19 protein-coding genes are annotated in these 24,332 nt (G+C 63.2%); 5 read left to right on the top strand and 14 right to left on the bottom strand.

The genetic code is table 11. From position 1 onward, the window contains the following. Positions 1–201 precede the first annotated feature (201 nt). The 3 genes from FRZ40_RS12765 to FRZ40_RS12755 all read right to left on the bottom strand — a co-directional run bounded on the left by FRZ40_RS12765 (position 202) and on the right by FRZ40_RS12755 (position 7,507). A complete protein-coding gene (locus tag FRZ40_RS12765; protein ID WP_028367619.1) occupies positions 202–1,668 on the bottom strand; it encodes a glutamate synthase subunit beta in 1,467 nt (488 codons plus the stop codon). 110 nt (positions 1,669–1,778) lie between these two features. Next, complete coding sequence (locus FRZ40_RS12760; protein ID WP_167528651.1) at positions 1,779–6,482, bottom strand: glutamate synthase-related protein; 4,704 nt, start codon at positions 6,480–6,482, stop codon at positions 1,779–1,781. Positions 6,483–6,799: 317 nt separating this feature from the next. Continuing rightward, positions 6,800–7,507: a transposase gene (locus tag FRZ40_RS12755; RefSeq protein ID WP_028367621.1), complete on the bottom strand. Its 708-nt coding sequence runs from the start codon at positions 7,505–7,507 to the stop codon at positions 6,800–6,802. Between the two features lie 187 nt (positions 7,508–7,694). Here FRZ40_RS12755 and FRZ40_RS12750 point away from each other — a divergent pair, with 187 nt between their 5' ends. Continuing rightward, a complete protein-coding gene (locus tag FRZ40_RS12750) occupies positions 7,695–8,417 on the top strand; it encodes an OmpW/AlkL family protein (protein WP_147234285.1) in 723 nt (240 codons plus the stop codon). A gap of 348 nt (positions 8,418–8,765) precedes the next feature. Then, complete coding sequence (locus tag FRZ40_RS12745; protein WP_028367623.1) at positions 8,766–9,149, top strand: ElaB/YgaM/YqjD family protein; 384 nt, start codon at positions 8,766–8,768, stop codon at positions 9,147–9,149. Positions 9,150–9,319: 170 nt separating this feature from the next. Here FRZ40_RS12745 and FRZ40_RS12740 read toward each other — a convergent pair whose 3' ends face one another. The 7 genes from FRZ40_RS12740 to pilM all read right to left on the bottom strand — a co-directional run bounded on the left by FRZ40_RS12740 (position 9,320) and on the right by pilM (position 16,452). Next, positions 9,320–10,513: a deoxyguanosinetriphosphate triphosphohydrolase gene (locus tag FRZ40_RS12740; RefSeq protein WP_240057195.1), complete on the bottom strand. Its 1,194-nt coding sequence runs from the start codon at positions 10,511–10,513 to the stop codon at positions 9,320–9,322. Positions 10,514–10,591: 78 nt separating this feature from the next. Then, positions 10,592–11,674, bottom strand: a complete 1,083-nt coding sequence (gene aroB, locus FRZ40_RS12735; protein ID WP_420873854.1) for a 3-dehydroquinate synthase — start codon at positions 11,672–11,674, stop codon at positions 10,592–10,594. Positions 11,675–11,690: 16 nt separating this feature from the next. Beyond that, a complete protein-coding gene (gene aroK, locus FRZ40_RS12730; RefSeq protein WP_028367626.1) occupies positions 11,691–12,242 on the bottom strand; it encodes a shikimate kinase AroK in 552 nt (183 codons plus the stop codon). Positions 12,243–12,390: 148 nt separating this feature from the next. Next, a complete protein-coding gene (locus FRZ40_RS12725; protein ID WP_147234282.1) occupies positions 12,391–13,956 on the bottom strand; it encodes a type IV pilus secretin PilQ in 1,566 nt (521 codons plus the stop codon). Beyond that, positions 13,953–14,867 (bottom strand): type 4a pilus biogenesis protein PilO, encoded by a 915-nt coding sequence (pilO, locus tag FRZ40_RS12720; protein WP_147234281.1) that lies wholly within the window; start codon positions 14,865–14,867, stop codon positions 13,953–13,955. The genes FRZ40_RS12725 and pilO overlap by 4 nt, the downstream gene beginning before the upstream one ends. After that, positions 14,864–15,496 carry a fimbrial assembly protein gene (locus FRZ40_RS12715; protein WP_147234280.1) on the bottom strand — a complete coding sequence of 211 codons (633 nt, stop codon included), beginning with the start codon at positions 15,494–15,496 and terminating at the stop codon, positions 14,864–14,866. Before FRZ40_RS12715 ends, pilO begins: the two co-directional genes overlap by 4 nt. Continuing rightward, positions 15,493–16,452, bottom strand: coding sequence for a type IV pilus biogenesis protein PilM (gene pilM, locus FRZ40_RS12710; RefSeq protein ID WP_147234279.1), 960 nt, complete (start codon positions 16,450–16,452; stop codon positions 15,493–15,495). Before pilM ends, FRZ40_RS12715 begins: the two co-directional genes overlap by 4 nt. A gap of 254 nt (positions 16,453–16,706) precedes the next feature. Here pilM and FRZ40_RS12705 point away from each other — a divergent pair, with 254 nt between their 5' ends. Then, entirely contained in the window at positions 16,707–19,097 is a 2,391-nt protein-coding gene (locus FRZ40_RS12705; RefSeq protein ID WP_028367631.1) for a penicillin-binding protein 1A, read from the top strand. 106 nt (positions 19,098–19,203) lie between these two features. Here the strand turns inward: FRZ40_RS12705 and cyaY are convergent, their stop codons facing one another. Further along, the gene (cyaY, locus tag FRZ40_RS12700) at positions 19,204–19,521 is read right to left on the bottom strand and encodes an iron donor protein CyaY (RefSeq protein WP_028367632.1); all 318 of its coding nucleotides are present in this window, start codon (positions 19,519–19,521) and stop codon (positions 19,204–19,206) included. Between the two features lie 35 nt (positions 19,522–19,556). Between cyaY and lptM the strand changes: the two genes are divergently transcribed. Next, positions 19,557–19,856 carry an LPS translocon maturation chaperone LptM gene (lptM, locus tag FRZ40_RS12695; protein WP_147234278.1) on the top strand — a complete coding sequence of 100 codons (300 nt, stop codon included), beginning with the start codon at positions 19,557–19,559 and terminating at the stop codon, positions 19,854–19,856. A gap of 9 nt (positions 19,857–19,865) precedes the next feature. Continuing rightward, on the top strand, positions 19,866–21,128 hold the full coding sequence (gene lysA / locus FRZ40_RS12690; protein ID WP_028367634.1) for a diaminopimelate decarboxylase: 1,263 nt from the start codon (positions 19,866–19,868) through the stop codon (positions 21,126–21,128). A gap of 86 nt (positions 21,129–21,214) precedes the next feature. On the opposite strand, the gene msrQ is transcribed toward lysA, so the two are convergent. From msrQ to ccsB, 3 genes are all read right to left on the bottom strand, one after another. Further along, positions 21,215–21,931, bottom strand: a complete 717-nt coding sequence (gene msrQ, locus FRZ40_RS12685) for a protein-methionine-sulfoxide reductase heme-binding subunit MsrQ (RefSeq protein ID WP_028367635.1) — start codon at positions 21,929–21,931, stop codon at positions 21,215–21,217. Between the two features lie 10 nt (positions 21,932–21,941). Further along, positions 21,942–22,937, bottom strand: coding sequence for a protein-methionine-sulfoxide reductase catalytic subunit MsrP (msrP, locus tag FRZ40_RS12680; RefSeq protein WP_147234277.1), 996 nt, complete (start codon positions 22,935–22,937; stop codon positions 21,942–21,944). Positions 22,938–23,112: 175 nt separating this feature from the next. Further along, the gene (gene ccsB / locus FRZ40_RS12675) at positions 23,113–24,330 is read right to left on the bottom strand and encodes a c-type cytochrome biogenesis protein CcsB (RefSeq protein WP_147234276.1); all 1,218 of its coding nucleotides are present in this window, start codon (positions 24,328–24,330) and stop codon (positions 23,113–23,115) included. Positions 24,331–24,332 lie beyond the last annotated feature (2 nt).

Raw genomic sequence — 24,332 nt, 5'->3', positions numbered from 1 at the left:
CAATCGCCACATTATCGCGCCATGTCAGAAAAAAACCGGGTCGCTCTTGCGAGCGCCCGGTTCTCTGTCCTGCCTCTATTGCTTTCACGTGACTGCCCGGCGTTGAATCGCCGGTGCCCGCGTCTGTCTCCACGCTCTCCTGCTAAACAGGGCGGCTCGCCGCGAGATACACGCGGCGGCATCGCATCGACGATGGAGATCTCAGCGGGGCAATTCCGAATGGCCCATCAGATAGGCATCGACGGAACGTGCGCACTGGCGGCCTTCGCGGATTGCCCACACCACGAGGGACTGGCCACGGCGCATATCGCCCGCCGTGAACACCTTGTCGACTGACGTGTAATAAGCCTTGTCGCCTTCCGTTGCGGCACGCACGTTGCCGCGCGCATCCTTGTCAACGCCGAACGCTTCCAGCACGGGCGACACGGGCTGCGTAAAGCCCATCGCCAGCAACACGAGATCGGCCTTCATTTCGAACTCGGAACCCGGCACCTCGACCATCTTGCCGTCCTTCCATTCGACACGCGCCGCGATCAGCTTCTCGACCTTGCCGTTCTTGCCTTCGAACCGCTTCGTCGCGACAGCCCAATCGCGCTCGCAGCCTTCCTCATGCGACGACGACGTGCGCAGCTTGACGGGCCAATACGGCCAGACGAGCGGCTTGTTCTCTTCTTCCGGCGGCTGCGGCAGCAGTTCGAACTGCGTGACGCCCTTCGCGCCGTGACGGTTCGACGTGCCGACGCAGTCCGAGCCCGTATCGCCGCCGCCGATCACGACGACATGCTTGCCCTTCGCGAGCAGCTGGTCCGCGACCTTGTCGCCTGCGTTGACCTTGTTCTGCTGCGGCAGGAATTCCATCGCGTAATGGATGCCCGCGAGCTCGCGGCCCGGCACGGGCAGATCGCGCGGCGTCTCGGAACCGCCCGTCAGGATCACGGCGTCGAACTGTTCCTTCAGTTGATCCGGCGTGATGGTTTCCTTCGCGGTATTGGCGATGTGCGCCGGCAACGCGTCCTTGCCGATGAACACGTTCGCGCGGAACGTGACGCCTTCGGCTTCCATCTGGCGCATGCGGCGGTCGATCAGCCACTTCTCCAGCTTGAAGTCGGGGATGCCATAACGCAGCAGGCCGCCGATACGGTCGTTCTTCTCGAACACCGTCACGTCATGGCCGGCCCGCGCGAGTTGCTGCGCAGCGGCCAGGCCCGCGGGGCCCGAACCGACGACGGCGACCTTCTTGCCCGTCTTGTGCTTCGGCGGCTGCGGCGCGACCCAGCCTTCGGACCACGCCTTGTCGATGATCGCGTGTTCGATCGATTTGATGCCGACCGGGTCGTCGTTGATGCCGAGCGTGCACGCCGCTTCGCACGGCGCCGGGCAGATCCTGCCCGTGAACTCGGGGAAGTTGTTCGTCGAGTGCAGAACTTCGATTGCGTTCTTCCAGTCCTGACGGAACACCAGGTCGTTGAAGTCCGGAATGACGTTGTTGACCGGGCAGCCGTTGTTGCAGAACGGGATGCCGCAGTCCATGCAACGCGCGCCCTGGATCTTCGCTTCGTCGTCTGTCAGGGCCGAAACGAATTCCTTGTAGTGCTTGACGCGCGTGAGGGGTGCTTCGTACGCCTCGTGACGGCGCTCGAACTCGAGAAAACCGGTTGCCTTGCCCATGTGGTTCTCTATGTCTATCTGAATCGGTGAGGGGATCGGCGCCCGCCGCATGGCCGTGTTCGCCAGCGGCAGGCGCGCTTCGTTATGTCGTCAGTGGCTTCGGGTATCGATCAGGCCGCGAGCGCTTCCTTGGCAGCCTTCTTCGCGCCCATTTCGCCCAGCGCGCGCTTGTATTCGGTCGGGAACACCTTCACGAACTGACGGCGCGACGCATCCCAGTTTTCGAGCAGCGTCTTGGCACGCGGCGAACCCGTGAACTGGAAGTGACGTTCGATGAGCCCCTTGAGCAGCGCTTCGTCGGTCTGGCCCAGATGCCACAGCGCCTTGTCGACGGTGCGTTCCTGTTCGGCCTGTTGCAGCACCGGGTCGAGCGCGACCATCGACTTGTTGCACTTCGCCGCGAACGAACCGTCGACGTCGAACACGTAGGCGACGCCGCCCGACATGCCCGCCGCGAAGTTACGGCCCGTTTCGCCGAGCACCACGACCGTGCCGCCCGTCATGTATTCGCAGCCGTGATCGCCCGTGCCTTCGACGACTGCCGTCGCGCCCGAGTTACGCACGCAGAAGCGCTCGCCCGCGACGCCGCGGAAGAACGATTCGCCTTCGATCGCGCCGTACATCACCGTGTTGCCGCAGATGATGTTTTCTTCAGACTTGCCGCGGAAATCGTTGGTCGGACGGATGATGATGCGGCCGCCCGACAAGCCCTTGCCGACATAGTCGTTGCCGTCGCCGACCAGATCCAGCGTGATGCCCTTCGCGAGGAACGCGCCGAAGCTCTGGCCCGCCGTGCCCTTCAGCTGGATGTGGATCGCGTCGTCGGGCAGACCGTCGTGGCCGTACTTCTTCGCGACCGCGCCGGACAGCATCGCGCCGACCGTACGGTTCACGTTGCGCACCGGCTGGATGAACGACACGTGCTCGCCCTTCTCAATCGCGGCCTTCGCCTTCTCGATCAGCGTGTGATCGAGCGCGCGGTCGAGACCGTGATCCTGCGATTCGACGTGCAGACGCGCGACGCTCTGCGGCACGTTCGGCTGATAGAACACGCGCGAGAAGTCGAGACCCTTCGCCTTCCAGTGCTCGATGCCCTTCTTCATGTCGAGGTATTCGCTGTGACCGATCAGGTCGTCGAACTTGCGAACGCCCAGTTGCGCCATGATTTCGCGTACTTCTTCAGCGATGAAGAAGAAGAAGTTCACCACATGTTCAGGCTGGCCCTGGAATTTCGCGCGCAGAACCGGGTCTTGCGTCGCGACGCCGACGGGGCACGTGTTCAGGTGGCACTTGCGCATCATGATGCAGCCTTCGACGACGAGCGGCGCCGTCGCGAAGCCGAATTCGTCCGCGCCGAGCAGCGCGCCGATCACGACGTCGCGGCCCGTCTTCATCTGACCGTCGGCCTGCACGCGGATACGGCCGCGCAACTGGTTCAGCACCAGCGTCTGCTGCGTTTCTGCGAGGCCGAGTTCCCACGGCGTACCGGCGTGCTTCACCGACGATAGCGGCGATGCGCCCGTGCCGCCGTCGTGGCCCGCGATCACGACGTGATCGGCCTTGGCCTTCGCGACGCCTGCGGCAACCGTGCCGACACCCACTTCCGACACCAGCTTCACCGAAATGCTCGACGACGAGTTCACGTTCTTCAGATCGTGAATCAGCTGTGCGAGGTCTTCGATCGAATAGATGTCGTGGTGCGGCGGCGGCGAAATCAGACCGACGCCCGGCACCGAGTAACGCAGCTTGCCGATGTACTCGGACACCTTGTGGCCCGGCAGCTGGCCGCCTTCGCCCGGCTTCGCGCCCTGCGCCATCTTGATCTGGATCTGGTCCGCCGAAGCCAGGTACTCCGCCGTGACGCCGAAACGGCCCGACGCCACCTGCTTGATCTTCGAGCGCAGCGAATCGCCTTCCTTGAGCGGAATGTCCGTCACGATTTCGTCGCCGATAATCGACTTCATCGTGTCGCCGTTCTTGATCGGGATACCGCGCAATTCGTTGCGATAGCGGTTTTCGTCCTCGCCGCCTTCACCCGTGTTCGACTTGCCGCCGATGCGGTTCATCGCGACGGCCAGCGTTGCGTGTGCTTCCGTCGAGATCGAGCCGAGCGACATTGCGCCCGTTGCAAAGCGCTTGACGATTTCCTTCGCCGATTCGACTTCGTCGAGCGGAATCGCCTTCGACGGATCGACCTTGAATTCGAACAGGCCGCGGAACGTCATATGACGCTTCGTCTGGTCGTTGATCAGGTGCGCGTATTCCTTGTACGTCTGGTACGAGTTGCTGCGCGCCGAGTGCTGCAGCTTCGCGATCGCGTCCGGCGTCCACATATGGTCTTCGCCGCGCACGCGGTATGCGTACTCGCCGCCCGCGTCGAGCATGTTCGCGAGGACCGGGTTGTCGCCGAACGCGTCGCGATGCAGACGGATCGCTTCTTCCGCCACTTCGAAGAGGCCAATGCCGCCGACCTTCGACGCCGTGCCCTTGAAGTATTTGTTCACCAGATCTTCGGCGAGACCGACCGCTTCGAAAATCTGCGCGCCCGTGTACGACATGTACGTCGAAATGCCCATCTTCGACATGACCTTGTGCAGGCCCTTGCCGACCGCCTTCGTGAAGTTGTAGACAGCCTTGTCCGCCGACAGGTCGCCCTTCATGCCCGCTGCCATCTGCGCGAGCGTTTCCATCGCGAGGTACGGGTGAACGGCTTCCGCGCCGTAGCCCGCGAGCAGCGCGAAGTGGTGCGTTTCACGCGCCGAGCCCGTTTCGACGACGAGACCCGTGCTCGTGCGCAGACCCTGCTGCACGAGGTGCGTGTGGATCGCGGACGTGGCAAGCAGCGCCGGGATCGCGACGTTGTCGCGGTCCGTCTTGCGGTCCGACACGATCAGCATGTTGTAGCCGGACTTCACGGCGTCGACGGCTTCCGCGCACAGCGACGCGAGGCGCGCTTCGATGCCTTCCTTGCCCCACACCGCCGGATAGCAGATGTTCAGTTCGTACGAGCTGAACTTGCCGCCCGTGTACTGATCGATCGCACGGATTTTCGCGATGTCCTTGAAGTCGAGCACAGGCTGCGACACTTCGAGACGCATCGGCGGGTTGATGTTGTTCGTGTCGAGCAGGTTCGGCTTCGGACCGACGAACGACACCAGCGACATCACCATGTTTTCGCGGATCGGGTCGATCGGCGGGTTCGTCACCTGCGCGAACAGCTGCTTGAAGTAGTGATACAGCGTCTTGTTCTTGTTGGACATGACGGCCAGCGGCGAGTCGTTGCCCATCGAGCCGACGGCTTCTTCGCCTGCCTGCGCCATCGGCGCCATCAGGAACTTGAGGTCTTCCTGCGTGTAGCCGAATGCCTGCTGACGGTCGAGCAGCGCAGCCGCTTCGCGGCGCTCCGTGGCGACGTCGTCGGCGTTCGGCTCGATTTCGTCGAGCTTGATGGTCACCGCGTCGATCCAGCTCTTGTACGGCTTGGCGTTCGCGAGGTTGTCCTTCAGTTCCTTGTCGTCGATGATGCGGCCATGCTCCATGTCGATCAGGAACATCTTGCCCGGCTGCAGACGCCACTTCTTGACGATCTTCGATTCGGGAATGGGCAGCGTGCCCGCTTCCGACGCCATGATGACGAGGTCGTCGTCGGTGATGATATAGCGCGCCGGACGCAGGCCGTTACGGTCTAGCGTCGCGCCGATCTGGCGGCCGTCGGTGAACGCGATGGCAGCGGGGCCGTCCCACGGCTCCATCATCGCGGCGTGATATTCATAGAACGCGCGGCGGTTGTCGTCCATCAGCGTGTGCTGCTCCCATGCTTCCGGGATCATCATCATCACCGCGTGGACGAGCGGGTAGCCCGCCATCACGAGCAGTTCGAGACAGTTGTCGAACGAGGCCGTGTCCGATTGGCCCGGGTAGATCAGCGGCCAGAGCTTCGGCAGATCGTCGCCGAGCACGTGCGAGGCGATTGCGCCCGTCCGCGCGTTCAGCCAGTTGACGTTGCCCTTCACCGTGTTGATTTCGCCGTTGTGGGCGATCATGCGATACGGGTGAGCCAGTTCCCACGCCGGGAACGTGTTGGTCGAGAAGCGCTGGTGCACGAGCGCGAGCGCCGACACGACGCGCTCGTCCTGCAGGTCGCGGTAGTACACGCCGACCTGGCCCGCCAGCAGCAGACCCTTGTAGACGACCGTGCGCGCCGAGCACGACGGCACGAAGTATTCCTTGCCGTGCTTGAGCTTGAGCGCCTGGATGCGGTGGCTCGCCGTCTTGCGGATCACGTACAGCTTCCGCTCCAGCGCGTCCGTCACCATGATGTCCTTGCCGCGGCCGATGAAGATCTGGCGGATCAGCGGCTCGCTCGCCTTCACGGTCGGCGAGATCGGCATGTTGTGGTCGACGGGCACGTCGCGCCAGCCGAGCACGACCTGGCCCTCGGCCTTTACCGTGCGCTCCAGCTCCTGTTCGCACGCGAGACGCGATGCGTGTTCCTTTGGCAGAAAGATCATGCCGACGCCGTATTCGCCCGCGGGCGGCAACGTCACGCCCTGCTTCGCCATTTCCTCGCGGTAGAACGAGTCGGGAATCTGGATCAGGATGCCCGCGCCGTCGCCCATCAGCGGATCGGCGCCGACGGCGCCCCGGTGATCGAGGTTCTCGAGGATCTTCAGGCCTTGCTGGATGATCTCGTGGCTTTTCTTGCCCTTGATATGCGCAACGAAGCCGACGCCGCATGCGTCGTGCTCGTTCTGCGGGTCGTAAAGACCCTGCGCGGCGGGAACCGTGGAAATCGGCTGCTGGTGGTCGTTCATGGGGACACCGTCTGTCAGGGGCCGTGGGGGCCGTTGAACCATTTTTCTCGTTGCGGCGGTTTGCGGGTAACCGCGCGGGCGACCGCTGAATGTGCGATGCGGGATGTTGCAGTTGCACATCGGGACGCCGGAAATCGGAATATACGCGACGAATCAAAGGAATAGCAAACAAAATGTGATGGTCGAACCCCAATTATCAATATGGTGCATTTGCCCTCTTATTAATTGGTGCCATATCAAAACAGGGCAAAAGAAAACGGCATATCGAGATGCCGTTCGCTTTTGTTACCACCGCCAAATGACTGATCGCAAAGACTTTATTGCGTTTGCGGCGTCTCCCGCACCTTGCGCGGCCGGCCGCGCGGCAGCGGCGAAACGCGCCGGTTCGCCGCCCGCGCCGCCCACTCCCGATACGAATCGCTGCCGAGCACCCAGCCCTTCAAGGTGGCCTGTTGCAGCTGATTGGTCTCGCGTTCGTCGAGCGGCTGCTCGCACAGTTCGCGATATGCGCGTTGACGTTCGAACGGCGTATTCCCGAGCGACCAGTACAAACGGTGGTCGGTAATCAGACTGTCTAAGGTTAGCCCGATGTGATGCCGATAACTGGACCATCGATAGTCTTCGGGCGTGCTCACCAGCTGATTGCGCACGGGCGACAACTCGACCACGCGGCTCGCCAGCAGAAAGTACTTCTCGCCTTCGATGACGGTCGCGCGATAGCGGCCTTCCCACAGCGTGCCGCGTCGCGAATAACGGCGATTGAAGTGCGCGACGTAGCGCCGGCCGACTGCCTGCATGGCTTTGGGCAGGCTCGATTCGTCGGTGGGCGTGACGAGCAGTTGCACTGCGCCGGGCATCAGCGCGTACGCATGCACGGACAGATGGTGATCGCGAGAAGCCGCTTTCAGGCAATCGATGAACAGCTCGTAATCCTGGTCGTCGACGAATGCGGGCTGCTGGTCGAGTCCGCGCAGGATCACGTGCTGCGGCTGGTCGGGGACATAAAGACGTGCAAGCCGTGCCATGCTGGATTATCCAAAGTCGCGTTGGTACATACCCGAAGGTCCGAAAAACTGTGCCGGCGCGGCTTCACGCGCCGTGCGGGTCTGCCGGAAAAGCGCAAAAAGCCTAGGCAGAACGCTCTAACCGGCGCATATGGTTTGTTTGAAACGTTGTGGTCATAATTGGCGGGCCTTTTTTGGAGGAGCACAAATGAAATTAAAACAGGCCTTGGGGGTCGCGGCACTCGCTTGCATAACAACCACAGCGCACGCGCAATCGGCCGGCAGCATGTTCGTCACGACAGGGTGGTTCCATCTTGCGCCTCAGTCCAGTAGTCAGCCGTTGAAAGAGACAAACGTCAACGGTACGCCCGTCAACATCACCGTGCCCAATACGGGCGCCGAACTCGGCGATGGCGACACCATCGGTTTTACTGCCGGCTACTTCGTCACCGATCACATCGCTACGGAATTCGTGATCGGCGTGCCGCCGCAATTCGACCTGAAGGGCACGGGCTCATTCGAGCAATACGGCAAGCTCGGTTCGGCAAAACAGTGGAGCCCGACGCTGCTGCTCAAGTACTACTTCAACCAGCCGCAGGCGAAGTTCCGTCCGTATCTCGGTATCGGCGTGAGCCGTATCTGGTTCACCGACGAGCACATCACGAACGGCACATTCCAGAACAACGTACTTCATGGTCCGACCACCGTGACAACGGATAGTTCGTGGGAGCCCGTGTTTAATGCCGGCTTCACCTACGCATTCACCGATCACTGGTTTGCAGGCTTCTCGATTTCGTACCTGCCGCTTTCCACGACGGCAAAGCTGAACACGACGGCGAACACGCCCATCGGTCCCGTCAACGTGCAATCGGAAACGAAGATTCGTCTGAACCCGATCGTCACGTATGTGAACCTCGGGTACCGCTTCTAACACAACAGGTTAGTCCAGTTTTTCGGGCTTGAACAACGCCGATTCGCAAAAGCGCGTCGGCGCTTTCCATGCGTTCACGATACTCGTATGCATGCCCTTTCGTCTCCGGCGAATAGCGACATCATTCCTGTCACACGCGCCCTCTTTGTTTGCAGCGCAGGCCCGCCGTTGTAAATTTGACTGAGAAGCATGCGCCGCCGGTGCATTTTCTGCCGGATGCAGCGTGCATCGAACGACGCGCAGCGCCCGTTCATCGCGTCTCGCCTGGCGGGCACCGAAGTTGCGTCAGAGGATACTTCCCGCGCTGTGTTGCGGGGATGTACAACCACCCTCATCGACGGAGCGACCATGACTGCACTACCTAATACGCGAGATGCGCTCGGCGAATCCTGGACGACGGCGGGCCGTCGTGCGCGCCGCATTGCGCGCCACAGTCGACATGCTGCTGAAGATATTGCCAGCGAGCTGCGCACTTTGATGAACGAACTCGAGAACACGCTGGGCGACGGCACGCAGGCCGACGCTGCGGTACTGCGGACGCAACTGCGCAAGCGACTCGACGACGCGCGCTCGCGCCTCAACGATACGCGCGACGTGATGCGCGAACGCGCGCAGGCCGCGATGAACGACGCAGACGATTTCGTGCATGAAAATCCGTGGCGAACGATTGCCGTGGTCGGCGGGCTTGCGCTGATCGCTGGCGCGTTGATCGCTCGCGGCGGCTCGCGCTGATGCTTTGCTCAGGCTGAAGGGCGCGTTGAACGCGCCAGGCGGGCCGGGCTGAAGACTGGGACTTCGGATCGCTGCTGCGAAGGACAGGCGCGGCGCACGCTCTGTGCGCCGCTTCCTTGCCTTGCGCCTCCGACCGTGCGTGTTTCGCCGCGCACCGACGCACTGACGCGTCAATCGCCGTCGACGACGAACAGCCGTTGATACTCCTTCGATGCGTAGCGATCGGTCATGCCCGCAATGTAATGCGCGATCAGGCGCGGCTGTTTCGCCGCGTCCGGCGTTTGATAATTGGGCGGCAGCAGCCGGGGATCGTCGATGAATGCGTCGAACAGCCCGGCGATCACGCGCCGCGCCTTGTTCGCCATGCGCATCACGCGATAGTGCCGATACAGGTTCCTGAACAGAAACCGCTTGAGCGCGGTCGCCTGTTCGGCAATCGCATCGCTGTGCGCGACGAGCGGAGGCGCGCGGCGCACGTCGTCGAGCGAGGCGGGCGCATGCCGTTCGATATTGCGTGTCGTCGTTGCGATCAGATCGACGATCAGCGTATTGATGATCCGGCGCACGGTTTCGTGGATCAGCCTGCGCCCTTCGATCCGCGGATAGTCGCGCCGCGCGGCCTCGTAGTGCGTGCGCCATAGCTCGACCTCGGCGAGCTGATCGATGGTGAGCAATCCCGAACGCAGACCGTCGTCGACGTCGTGATTGTTGTACGCGATTTCGTCGGCCAGATTGGCGATCTGCGCTTCGATCGACGGTTGCCGGCCCTCAAGGAAGCGCTCGCCCAGTTCACCGAGACGCCGCGCGTTGTCGCGTGAGCAGTGCTTGAGGATGCCTTCGCGCGTCTCGAAGCACAGGTTCAGGCCGTCGAACGCGCCGTAATGCTCTTCGAGATCGTCGACAACGGCGAGGCTTTGCAGATTGTGCTCGAAGCCGCCGTAGTCGCGCATGCATTCGTTGAGCGCGTCCTGCCCTGCGTGACCGAACGGCGTATGGCCGAGATCGTGTGCGAGCGAAATTGCTTCGACAAGATCTTCGTTCACGCGCAAGTTGCGCGCGACGGAACGCGCGATCTGCGCCACTTCGAGACTGTGCGTGAGCCGCGTGCGAAACAGATCGCCTTCGTGATTCACGAAAACCTGTGTCTTGTACTCGAGCCGCCGGAACGCAGTGGAGTGCACGATCCGGTCGCGATCGCGCTGGAATTCGGTGCGTGCGCTGGGCGGCGCTTCATGATGACGCCGGCCGCGCGACTGCGAAGAATGTGCGGCATACGGCGCGAGGTGCGCTTCGAGCGCGGCGGTGGTGGGCAACGACGCGACGCCCGAGGCTGGCGTCGCCGGAATGTCGATCGATTCGCTCAGATTGTCGCTGCGTATTTCACTCACCGATATCTCCGAATCAAACCCGACGACCGCTATTTTGAGCCGCTGCGTGTCGCGTCAGGTGCCGACGCTGGCGTCGAGCGTTTTGAGCACCGCGTCGTCGGGTGCGGGTGTGATCAGTGTGTCGCCGAAACGCTTCAGCAGGATGAACCTGATTTCGCCCGCCTCCGCTTTCTTGTCGACCCGCATCAGATCGACATAGCGCGCCGCGCCGAGCGCGGGCGCCTGAACGGGCAGATGCGCCGATTTGATGACGGTGACGAGCCGCTTGCGCGCGGCTTCGTCCAGATGACCCAGACGCACGGACAGATCTGCTGCCATCACCATCCCGCAGCCCACCGCTTCGCCGTGCAGCCACTCGCCGTAGCCGAGTCCCGCTTCGATCGCGTGACCGAACGTGTGACCGAAGTTGAGGATGGCACGCAAGCCGCCTTCACGCTCGTCCTTCGCGACTACCGATGCCTTGATCTCGCACGAACGCTTCACGGCTTCCGCCAGCGCTTGCGGCTCGCAGCGGTTGAGCGCTTCGATATTCGCTTCGATCCACTCGAAGAACGCGGCGTCGGCAATCGCGCCCGTCTTGATGACTTCCGCAATGCCCGCCGCCAGTTCGCGCGCCGGCAGCGTGCGCAGCGCGCCGATATCGGCGATCACCGCTTGCGGCTGGTAGAACGCGCCGATCATGTTCTTGCCGAGCGGATGATTGATGCCCGTCTTGCCGCCCACCGACGAATCGACCTGCGACAGCAGCGTAGTCGGCACCTGGATGAACGGCACGCCGCGCATGTAGCAGGCGGCTGCAAAACCCGTCATGTCGCCGATCACACCGCCGCCGAGCGCGATCAGCGTGGTCTTGCGATCGGCCCGCGCGCCGAGCAGCGCGTCGAAAATCAGGTTCAGCGTTTCCCAGTTCTTGTACGCCTCGCCGTCGGGCAGCACGACCGTCGTCACCTCCTTGCCGAGCGGCGCGAGCGCCTGGCGCAGCGCGTCGCCGTACAGAGGATCGACCGTCGAGTTGGTGACGATCGTCACCGACGCGCCGCGAATATGCGGCGCGAACAGTTCGCTCTTGCCGATCAGATCGGCGCCGATATGGATGGGATAGGCGCGCTCGCCCAGTTCGACGTTGACGGTAATCATGGCAGTCATCTCGTCATTATGACGCAGTAGGCTTGGCGACGCCCGCCATCTCGAGCTGCATCAGCACCATGTTGACGAGCCCGTTGACGGACGGACGGCCTGTTTCGATCACGAAGTCGGCACATTCGCGGTAGAGCGGATCGCGGACCTCGTACAGCGCTTCGAGGCGTCCTTTCGGATCCTCCGTCTGCAGCAGCGGGCGATTCTTGTCGCGGCGCGTGCGCAGCCAGAGGTCGTGCGGATTGGCGCGCAGATAGACGACGATGCCGTGCGCGCGCAGCGCCTCGCGGTTTTCCGGGCGCAAAACCGCGCCGCCGCCCGTTGCGAGAACAATGCTGTCGCGCCCCGTGAGCTCTGCGATCACCTGCGCTTCGCGGTCGCGGAAGCCCGATTCGCCTTCCAGTTCGAAGATCACCGGGATGCGCGCACCCGTGCGCGCCTCGATTTCATGGTCGGAGTCGAAGAACGGGCGATTCAGCCGGCGCGCCACGGCCCGGCCCACGGTGGTCTTGCCTGCCCCCATGAGCCCTACAAAAAAAACGTTGGCGTGTGCGTCCCGCGCTTGCAACTTATCCTCTGGCTAATCCGGTGTAGTTCGTGCGGCAGCTTACTGGCAAAGCGCCTGCCTTGTCGAGCCTGACGGCCGGCGCGGCTGCCGCCCGTCGTGCTTTCGGCCCATGCCCGTGGCGCTTTGCCGGCACTTTGCCGATGATTCGTCAATTTGTCTGCACAACCCTCGGCGTGATGAAAACGACGAGTTCGCTGCGCAGATCGCGATGGGCGCGATGACGGAAAAAGGCGCCCAAAAACGGTATTTTGCCCAGGAGCGGCACGCGCGTCACATCATCGCGGTCGTCCGTCTCGTAGATTCCGCCGATCGACACCGTTCCGCCGTCTTCCACTTCGACGCGCGTCTGCACGTGTTTGGTGTTGATCGCGGGCCCGGACGCCGTCTGCTCGCCAACGCTGTCCTTGGCGACATCGAGATCCAGCACGACACGGCCGTCGGGCGTGATCTGCGGCTCGACCTCCAGTTTGAGGCTCGCGCGGCGAAACTGCACGCCCGACACGCCCTGCCCGACTTTCGCCTGGTACGGCAGCTCGGTGCCCTGCTCGACGATCGCCTTCATCCGGTCCGCCGTGACGACGCGCGGGCTCGATACGATCTGGCCGCGCCCATCGGCCTCCAGTGCGCTCAGCTCGATGTTCAGAAGCCGCGTCGCCCGTGCCGCGAACAGCGTCAGTCCGGCCGTGGCCGCGTCGAAGCCGGAGATCGGCCCTGCCGACAGATCGACGATCGCACCGTCCTTTCCGCCGACCAGCCCCATCGCCTTGCCGTCCTCATTGGCGCCCGCCATCGACAGCTTTACGCCGAGATTGCGCGAAAAGCCCTTCTCCGCTTCGACGATGCGCGCCTCGATCAGCACCTGGCGCGTCGGCCGGTCGAGCGACGCGATCAGTTCCGCGATCTGCGCGAGCCGCGCGTCGAGATCGGTGACAAAGAGCAGATTGGTGCGCGCATCGGACATCGCCGCGCCGCGTTTGGACAGCACGCGCTGATTGCCCGATACCGTCAGCAGCTTGCGCAGTTCTTCGGCATGCGCATAGTGCAACTCGAACGTCCGGCTCGCGAGCGGTTCGAGTTCGGCGGCACGGGCGTGCGTCTCGAAACGCTGACGCTCGCGCGCCGCCAGTTCCGACAGCGGCGCGACCCAGATGACGTTGCCGCGCTGCTCCATGGCGAGTCCGTTGACGTCGAGCAGCGTATCGAAGGCGGCGCGCCACGGCACGTTGTCCAGATGCAGCGTGACCGCGCCGCGCGCCTTTTCGCTCGCGACGATATTCAGGCCCGTGAACTTCGCGAACGCGCCGAGCACCGCACCCAGTTCGGCATGCTGGAAGTGCAGCGTGATCGGCCGGTCAGCGGAAGCCGACGCCGAAGCATTCGTGCTCAGACGCACGGCGGGCGGAAGAGGAACAGGCGGGCCTTCGAGCGATTCCTGCCGCGCTTCGGCTCGCGTTTGAGGTTTCGGCTCGGCTTCGCCGTGCGCAAGAGCGGACGGATGCGCTGCCTCCGACGCCACGCCGTCCTCATTCGCTTGCGGCGTGAACGGGTTGGCAACGTCTGTCGTGATCGCGCGAGGCAGCGGCGGCATACCGGAAGGCATCATCGCGTCGTCGAACGGCATGTCGGCGGGAAGCGGCGGCACTGCCGCGCGCGCCGTCATCGTGACGATAGCAACCGATGCGAGCGCCCATCGCAGGGGAGCGATCCATGTCATTCGACCGCCTCCGCCAAAGTCAGCGAATGCGCGCTGCCGTCCCGCTTCGCCAGCGTCAATGCGCGGGCATCGACATTGGCGACACGCTCGCCTCCCCACTCTTGCCCCGTTTCGAGCGTCGTGCCGCCTTCGCCCGTTTCGATCAGCGCAAGACCGCGCATGCGATCGGCCAACAGCCCGACCAGCCGCATCGGTGACGAACCGTCCTCCGACGCCGATGCAATCGAAGCCGGCCGGAACGGATCGTAGAAGACGATCTCCTCGTCGGGATCGAATGCGTCGGGATCGTTGCGCAAGCTCCGGCGCGCGACATCCTGCACGGGATGAATCGCGCCGAACGAATGCAGCGTCGCGCTGACAGACAAACTCTCGCCCTGACGCCTGAGCGTGACTTCATCTGGCACGACGAGAACTGGCAGGCTCGCGAGCGCCTCGAAGAAATCGGCGGTATGGTCAAAGTCCCCCCGCGCGGTCACACGCAGCGGACGCATGGTGTCGAGTCCGCTTCCTGCGACGGCCCCCGGTTCGATCGACAGCAGCGTCAACTCATGGAGCGACGCCAGTTGCGAGATCACGCGGATGTCGTCGGCGGAGGTCCAGTTTGCCGGCATGCGTGTCACGCTTGCCGCCTTGCGCAAAGCCGGCAACTGCGCGACAGCCGCTCCGGCTTCGCTCAATTTGCGCTGCGCGACGGACAATGCTTCGCGGCTCGCCTGCACGCCGCTCATGTCCGCTGCAAGCCACGCATTCGCGCCGAGCGCGAACGCAGCCACGGCCACACACAACGCGACGAGCCAGCGTCGCCGCACACTCCATGCTTCGAGTGGCACGCGCAGGCGCTCGACAAGCGCCTGTCCCGCACGCTCGCGCGCTGCCGGCCTGCCGAAGCGCCCAGCAATCGTCATGTTCATTTCTTACCTCTCGTGTTCGGTGATGAAGCTGCCGGCGCTTTGGACGTCATTGACGCGCCGTCCCATTTCAGATGCGCGGTCACTTCGAATGCCGTCGCCGGATCGGTCGAATTCGCTGCATTGGTCGCGCGATGCACGTCACTCAGATCCGAATCCTTCACACCCTTCAGTCCGGCGAGGCGGTTCAGCCACGCCGACGGCGCCGCGTGATCCGTGGATGTCGCGAGCAGTTCCGTCTCACGCTCCCGGTGCCGCAACTGCCTGACGACGACCGACTCTGACGACTCCTGACTCAACGCATCGAAGAGATCGAGCAGATGAACGAGCGGCTCCGAGCGCTTTGCCGCGCGCTCGTTCTGCAAGCGTTCGTTGCTGGCTTCGCCCGTCAGCCGCACATGCTCGGCAAGAGGCGACGCGAGCGCCGCAAGCTTCTGCTCGATGGCTGAGCGCTCCCTGTCAAGGTGAGACCGCTCGAACGTCTGCCACATCATCAGCAGCGCCACAGCAACGCAACCGCACACCACGGCGCCAGACCATTCGATATAGCGGCGCCGGCGAGCGAGCCGCGCGTCGCGCTGCCGGTGCGGCAAGAGATTGAAGCCTCGTAGGCCCGGACGCGCCGCCGTCATTGCGCGATGCCACGCAGCGCCAGACCGAATGCGACTGCGAACGAAGGCTCGTGCATCAGCTCGGAGTGCGGAATGACGTTGCCGTCGCTCAGCGAAGAACAGTCGAACGGCAGCACGGAGCAGCCCAGCGCATCGCCGATATCGGCGAGCGAAAAGCACACGCCTTCGAGCAGGTCGATTTCGCCGCCCACCAGCGCGCACACGCTCAGATTGTTTTCGGCGAGATCGCGCAATGCGTCGGCCACGCACGAATACTCAGGCGACGGATAGCGGATTTCGTCTGCGATGGTTTCTCCTTCGATACGCCAGCCGTACACGCCGTCGCTGCCGATCCAGATCGCGGCGTACGGGTCGTGCAGGTCGAGTTCGAACTTCGCGGCATGACGCAGCGCGCGCAACGCCGCATGCGGTTCGACATCGACCGTGGTCAGCGTGACGCCCGCCATTGCGGCGCATTCGATGCGTGCTTCGAGATGTTCGCGCGCCGTCGCGGCAATCGAGACGGCGCCAGGATGCAGCGGCGAGTCCTCCACGAACCAGTCGACGGCCAACGCATGACGTTCGATGCCCGCGATCCGCTCGGCCTCCATCAACACGGCAGGCTCAAGCGACGCGGACATTCGCGACGGGCCGTTCACGTGAGCGGCGTGCAGACGCGTGGTAAACGTCGCGGAACCGGGAATCGCCATCGCGCAGCGCAATGCCGCCGACACGCATTGCTGCGGAAGGTTGCCGAACGCCGCGCACAACGTGCGCGCCACCGCCTGCCGGTCCACGATGTCCGCGCCCGCCATCGCGCCCGGCGCAAGCGGCTCCAGCGCAACGCATTCGATCCGTATGGGTTCCATCTTTCGCGCGCTGCAACTCAGCGCGACGAGCCTCACCGCTTGCGCGCCGACATCGATGCCGACTGCCTGGCGACGCATCGCCATTCGTAACGAGTCTTTCAACGCCATTCCATCCTCCCTCGGATACCAACGGAAACTGAAGGCCCGCGGCGTTCGGACGACGCGGGCAACGGGAAGGATTCTGCGGAGCGCCAAACGGAAGCGAAATTCGTCCGAATGGCTAATGGTCGGGTAATCGATATCCGGCGACAATCAAAGGAACTAGAGTGCTCTCAACGTCGTGCGGTTTGCAGCAGCAGTAAGCACGCCGAAAGCTGCCATACCGGGCGGCTATAATCGCGGGACCGTTTTCTGGTGTTCATATGCAATCCACGACTCCTACGTCTCCGCCTCCGGCGCCGCAGAAGCGCAAGCGTCCTCTCTGGCTGAAGATCATTCTTGGCTTCTTCGGGCTGATCCTCGCCGGGATCATGTGCGTCGTGCTCATACTGGGCTACGCGCTGGTCGTCGCGACGCCGAATCTGCCGTCGCTCGACGCGCTGACCGACTATCGTCCGAAGGTGCCGCTGCGCATCTATACGGCCGACCATGTGCTGATCGGCGAATTCGGCGAAGAGCGGCGCGACATCGTGCACATGCGCGAGGTGCCGGACAATCTCAAGAAAGCAGTGCTCGCGATCGAAGATGCGCGCTTTTACGATCACGGCGGCGTCGACCTGATGGGCATCGCGCGCGCGAGCATCGTCGCGCTCACGAACGGCCATGCAACGCAAGGCGCGAGCACGATCACGATGCAGGTGGCGCGCAACTTCTTCCTCTCCAGCGAGAAAACTTACACGCGCAAGATCTACGAGATGCTGCTCGCGTACAAGATCGAATCGAAGCTGAGCAAGGATCAGATTCTCGAGGTGTACATGAATCAGATCTATCTCGGTCAGCGCGCGTATGGCTTTGCAAGCGCGGCGCGCGTGTACTTCGGCAAGGATATGAAGGATCTCTCGCTGGCCGAATGCGCAATGCTGGCCGGTCTGCCGAAGGCGCCCTCCGCCTACAACCCGGTGGTGAATCCGAAGCGCGCGAAGGTGCGTCAGGAATACATTCTTCAGCGCATGCTGGAACTCGGCTACATCTCGCAGGACCAGTACGAGACGGCGAGCCGCCAGCCGCTCATCGTCAAGGGCGCGGGTAAGGAATTCAGTGTGCACGCCGAATACGTCGCCGAAATGGTGCGGCAGATGATGTACGCGCAGTATCGCGAAGAGGCCTACACGCGCGGCCTGAACGTCGTCACGACGATCGATTCCGCCGATCAGGACGCCGCCTACCACGCGTTGCGCAGAGGCTTGCTGGACTACGAGCGGCGTCACGGCTACCGCGGTCCGGAAGCGTTCATCGACTTGCCCGCCAACGCCGACGAGCGCGAGCAGGCAATCGACGACGCGCTGCTCGAACATCCCGACAACGGCGAGATCATCGCCGCCGTGGTGACGTCAGCAAGTCCGAAGCAGGTGCAGGCCACGTTGATCGACGGCAACGGTGTGACGATTCAGGGCGACGGGCTGCGCTACGCAACGTTTGCGTTGAGTTCGCGCGCTCAGCCGAACCAGCGCGTGCGGCCGGGCGCCATCATCCGTATCGTGAAGAACGACGACGGCAACTGGTCGATCACGCAATTGCCGCAGATCGAAGGCGCGTTCGTTTCGGTCGTGCCGCAGGATGGCGCGATCCGCGCGCTCGTGGGCGGCTTCGACTTCAACAAGAACAAGTTCAATCACGTGACGCAGGCGTGGCGCCAGCCGGGCTCGAGCTTCAAGCCGTTCATCTACTCGGCGTCGCTCGAAAAGGGACTTGGACCAGCGACCGTCATCAACGACGCGCCGCTGTTCTTCAGCGCCGCCGAAACGGGCGGCCAGGCGTGGGAGCCGAAGAACTACGGCGGAGGCTTCGACGGCCCGATGTCGATGCGCACCGCGCTGCAAAAGTCCAAGAACCTCGTGTCGATCCGCATCCTCAATCACATCGGCACGAAGTACGCGCAGCAGTACATCACGCACTTCGGTTTCGACGCGGAACGTCATCCCGCGTATCTCCCGATGGCGCTCGGCGCGGGTCTCGTCACGCCCCTGCAAATGGCGGCCGGCTACTCGGTGTTCGCGAACGGCGGCTATCGCGTGAATCCGTATCTGATTGCCGAAGTGACCGATCAGCGCGGCATGGTGGTCGCACACGCCGAACCGCTCGTCGCGGCCAGCAACGCACCGCACGCGATCGAGCCGCGCAATGCCTACGTGATGAACAGCCTGCTGACGAGCGTCGCGCAGCGCGGCACGGGCGCGAAGTCGAACGTTCTGAAGCGCACCGATCTCGCGGGCAAGACAGGCACCACCAACGATTCGCGCGACGCGTGGTTCGCCGGCTATCAGCACACCCTGTGCGCGATCGCGTGGATGGGCTACGACAATCCGCGCAGCCTCGGCGACAAGGAAACGGGCGGCGGGCTTGCGCTGCCCGTGTGGATCGACTACATGGGACGCGCGCTAAAGGGCGTGCCCGAGTATAAGATGCCGATGCCGGAAGACGTCGTGACGATCGGCGACGAGTTGTACTTCGACGACTTCACACCCGGCAACGGCTTCGTGTCGACGGTCGGCGTGACGCTGCCGCCGCCAGGCGCAAGCGATGCGAGCGGTGCACCGGCGGCCGTCGGCGCGCAGGAGAAGGAGGACATCATGAACCTGTTCAAAGGTCACTGACTCCGGACCGCTGCCCGAAAAAAAAGCCGCCGCGTGTCGAACGCGGCGGCTTTTTGTCTTCTGCGACTGCGCGTCGGCCGGCTCAAACCACGCCGACCGCCGATGCTTACGGCGCAATCTCCACCGGCTCACCCGCCTGCTGCGTCGCGTAGTCGGACAGCGCGGCATAAAACTCGGTGCCGTTACGCGTATCGCGCCACTCGCCGTCGACGAAACGGAAGTGGTATCCGCCCGATTTCGCGGCGATCCAGATTTCCTGCATCGGCGGCTGCAGGTTGACGATGATCTTCGTGCCGTTCTCGAATTCGAGCGTCAGCACATTGCCGCTGCGCTCGAACTCGATGTCGGCGTCTGCACCGTCGAGCGAGCGTTCGATGGCCGCAAGCACAGCCTCGGCGCGGGTCAGGTATTCACTGTCGGACATGCTAAACTCCAGCGATTATTTATTCAGGGACAGTCATGCGAGTCGTTTTCCGGACGAGCGGCACGGCCACGATTCTAGCGGTTCTGGCTATTGTCGCAGGTGTCGCGCTAAGCGGCTGCGGACAACGCGGCGCGCTCTACTTGCCGACCGTTCCGCCGCTTCCGGCCAAACCGACTGCACAAACGCAGCCCGCCTCGCCCGACGAAGCGAAATCCGCTGCCAACGCTCAAGGTTCGATTCCCGATACGTCGGGTACGCCGCTGTCCCTGTCGCCCGATTCCGAATTGCGCACTGCACCTGCCCAACCGGCATCGGCTGCATCCACAGCTCAATAAGACTGTCGCATGACTCAATCCGCTTTTGCTTACGTCAACGGCGTGCTGCACGCTGAAGGCGTGTCCGCCGTGTCGCTTGCCGAGCAGTTCGGCACGCCGCTCTACGTCTATTCGCGCGACGCGCTGACCAAAGCGTGGCACGCGTACGCCGACGCATGCGCCGGCCGACGCGCCACCGTGCACGTCGCCGTCAAGGCGAACAGCAACCTGGCCGTGCTGAATCTGTTCGCGCGCATGGGCGCAGGGTTCGACATCGTGTCGGGTGGCGAACTGGCGCGCGTGCTCGCGGCGGGCGGCAAAGCGGAAAACACGGTGTTTTCCGGCGTCGGCAAGAGCATCGCGGAAATGCGCGAAGCGCTCGCGGCAGGCGTGAAGTGCTTCAACGTCGAATCGATTCCCGAACTCGATCGCCTTAACGCGGTTGCGGGCGAGATGGGCAAGAAGGCGCCCGTGTCGCTGCGCGTGAATCCCGACGTCGACGCGAAGACGCATCCGTACATCTCGACAGGTCTCAAGTCGAACAAATTCGGTGTCGCCTTCGACGACGCGCGCGCCACGTATCGCGCCGCCGCGTCGATGAAGCATCTCGACGTGGTCGGCATCGACTGCCACATCGGTTCGCAGATCACGGAAGTCGCGCCGTACCTCGACGCCGTCGACAAGCTGCTCGAACTCGTCGATCAGATCGAAGCGGACGGCGTGAAGATCAAGCATGTCGATGTGGGCGGTGGTCTCGGCATCACGTACGACGACGAAACGCCGCCGGACATCGGCGACTTCGTGCGCACGCTGCTCGACCGGATCGAAGCGCGCGGCCATGGTCATCGCGAAGTGTATTTCGAACCGGGCCGCTCGCTGGTCGGCAACGCGGGCATGCTGCTCACGCGAGTCGAGTTCCTCAAGCCCGGCGCCGAGAAGAACTTTGCAATCGTCGATGCCGCGATGAACGACCTCGCGCGCCCCGCGATGTACGAGGCGTATCACGCGATCGAACCCGTCGTGCAGCGTGACGGCGGAAAGCATGTCTACGACATCGTCGGTCCCGTGTGCGAAAGCGGCGACTGGCTCGGCCGCGACCGCGAACTCGCCGTCGAACCCGGCGATCTGCTCGCCATCCGTTCGGCAGGCGCGTACGGTTTCGCGATGAGTTCGAACTACAACACGCGTGCCCGCCCGGCGGAAGTGATGGTCGACGAGGACAAGGCGTACGTCGTGCGCAAGCGCGAGGAAGTGAAGGATCTGTTCGCGGGCGAGACGGTTCTGCCGAAATAACGCCAGGCGTTCACGGGACGCTCAAAACGAAAAGGCGATGCGCTCATGACGCATCGCCTTTTTTATTGTTTCCAACTTCCTGACTGTCAGCTTCTCGCCCGTTGCCCGATCCGGTCACGCGCCCAGATGGCCACGCGCCAACCCAGCAGCGCAATCACGATTGCACCGTAAATCTTCGGCAAGATCAGATCGTGCTTGCCCGCCTTCATCCACCAGAAATGCAGGATCGCGAGCGCCGCGATCAGGTAGATCGCACGGTGCAGCGTCTGCCAGCGACGGCCGAGTTTGCGCACCATCGCTTTCGGCGACGTCACGGCAAGCGGAATCAGCAGCATGAACGCCGCGAAGCCCACCGTGATGAACGGCCGCTTGCCGATATCCTTCACGATTTCGGCGAGATCGAACCACTTGTCGAACCAGAAGTACGTCGTGAAATGCAGCGCGCCGTAGAAGAACGCGTAGAGCCCGAGCATCCGGCGAAAGCGCAGCAGCGCATTCCAGCCCGTCAGCTTGCGTAGCGGCGTCACGGCCAGGGTGATGCAGATGAACACCAGCGTCCACAAGCCCGTCGAGCGCGTGATGAACTCGATTGGGTTCGCGCCGAGTCCGCCCGTGAAGCCGAACAGTACGATGCGCGCAAGCGGATATAGCGCCGCGACGAAGACGGCGATTTTGGCGGGCACGATCCAGCGGTTCGCGCTCGCGCCTGCATTGGCCTTGCGCGGCGTGGCCGCAGCTTTCGCCGCGTTGGCGCTTGCGCGCGCGCCGTTGCCTGTCATGGTGCGTGTCGTATCGGTTGCCATGCGCGCCGCCTCAGAAGTTCTTCTTCAGATCCATGCCCTGATACATCGACGCGACCAGATCGCCGTAGCCGTTGTAAATCAGCGTCTTGCGCTTCGGCGTGAAAAAGCCGTCCTCACCGATGCGCCGTTCCGTCGCCTGACTCCAGCGCGGGTGATCGACGTTCGGGTTCACGTTCGAATAGAAGCCATATTCGTTCGGCGCGTAGGTGTTCCAGCTGGTCGGCGGCTGCTTGTCCACGAAGCGGATCTTCACCAGCGACTTCGCGCTCTTGAAGCCGTACTTCCACGGCACGATGATGCGCACCGGCGCGCCGTTCTGATTCGGCAGCACCTGACCGTAGACGCCCATCGTCAGCAGCGTCAGCGGATTCATCGCCTCGTCCATGCGCAATCCCTCGGAATACGGCCATTCGAGAATCGGCTCGGACAAGCCGGGCATCTGCGACGGATCGGCGAGCGTAATGAATTGCACGTATTTCGCGTTGGCCGTCGGCTGCGCGCGCTTGATCACCTCCGACAGCGGAATGCCGATCCACGGAATCACCATCGACCAGCCTTCGACGCAGCGCAGCCGGTACACGCGCTCCTCGAGCGGCGCGAGCTTCAGCAACTCGTCGATGTCGTACACCTTCGCGTTCTTCACCTCGCCTTCGACGCTCACCTTCCACGGACGCGGCCTCAACGAGCCCGCGTTGTGAGCCGGGTCGCTCTTGTCGGTGCCGAACTCGTAGTAGTTGTTGTACGTGGTGATGTCCTTGTACGGCGTGACCTTGTCGGTGACGACGAACTTCGGATTGGTCTTCGCGCCGAGCTTCTGCGCTTTCGGATCTTGCGCCGCATACTCGGCGAACGCCTCGCCATGCACGCCCATCAGACTGCCAAGCGCCGCCGCGCCCGCCGCCTGCAAGATTCGCCGGCGATTCTCGAACACACGTTGCGGCGTGATTTCGCTGCGCGCTATGTCGTCGCCATACAGTTGGCTGCGTTCGCTTCGCTTGATCCACATGCTGAAAACTCCTTGCCGGGCTCTGCCCGTCCATCGGTATTCGTTCGACTCGCGCGTGAGAGCCGCCGTTCTTCGTTTTGTTAACACACCCGACGCGCAATCCTTCCATATCGGCATAAAAAAACCGCCGGTGCAGTGCACACGGCGGTTTTTCATCATTCGAAACGGGCGGATCTTACAGCTTGCCGTAGCTGTGCAGTCCCGACAGGAACATGTTGACGCCGAGGAACGCGAAACTCGTCACTAGCAGGCCCGTCAGCGCCCACCATGCCGCGACCGCGCCGCGCAGGCCCTTCATCAGGCGCATGTGCAGCCACGCCGCGTAGTTCAGCCAGACGATCAGCGCCCACGTTTCCTTCGGATCCCAGCTCCAGTAGCCGCCCCATGCTTCCGCGGCCCACAGTGCGCCGAGAATCGTCGCGATCGTGAAGAACGCGAAGCCGACGGCGATCGACTTGTACATCACGTCGTCGAGCACATCGAGCGTCGGCAGACGGTCGGACAGCACGCCACGCTCCTTCATCAGATACGCGACGCCCACCATCGCCGACAGCGCGAAGCTGCCGTAGCCAATGAAGTTCGCCGGCACGTGGATCTTCATCCACCAGCTTTGCAGGGCGGGGACGAGCGGCTGGATCTGCTGCGCGTCGCGGCTGATCGAGTACCACATCAGGAAGCCGACGGCCGCGCTGATCACCAGCAGCACGAACGCGCCGAGCGAGCGCGTGTTGTAGTGCCGCTCGTAGTACAGATAGAACAGCGCTGTGATCAGGCTGAACAGCACGAACACTTCGTAGAGGTTCGAGATGGGAATGTGCCCGACGTCCGAGCCGATCAGATACGACTCGTACCAGCGCACCATCAGTCCGACGAAACCCATCAGCACCGCAACCCACGTCATCTTCGAGCCGATCGCGGCGCCCGACGGCGAGCGCGACAGCATGCCGATCCAGTAGAACAGCGTGGCGAGCACGAAGAGCGCGCTCATCCAGAGAATGGCCGACTGGCTCGACAGGAAATACTTGAGGAAGAACGCGTGATCGGCGCGGGTCAGATCGCCGCCGTAAATCTGGATCGCCAGCAGCGACAGCACCGCGATACACGCCATCAGCAGACGAGAAGGCTTCCAGCGCCAGCCCAGCACGACCATTGCAGGCACTGTGCACACCAGCACCAGCTTGTCGTAGTAATTCATGTACTCGTGGTAGCGCGACAGCGCAAAACCCGCGCCCGCGACCAGCGCGAGGGCGAACAGCCAGTCGGACAGGCCCAGACGCTTCAGGAATGGACGGTCGTCCAGCAACGTCTCGCCAGGCAGATGCGGGGTCGAATGCACCGCCGTATCGGCGCGCGGCTTGGCGCGCGAGGATGAGGAAACTTGGGTCAGGTCCATGT

It is taken from the genome of Paraburkholderia azotifigens, from assembly GCF_007995085.1.
Taxonomy (GTDB): domain Bacteria; phylum Pseudomonadota; class Gammaproteobacteria; order Burkholderiales; family Burkholderiaceae; genus Paraburkholderia; species Paraburkholderia azotifigens.
This window is presented reverse-complemented; position numbering and strand designations above follow the sequence as displayed.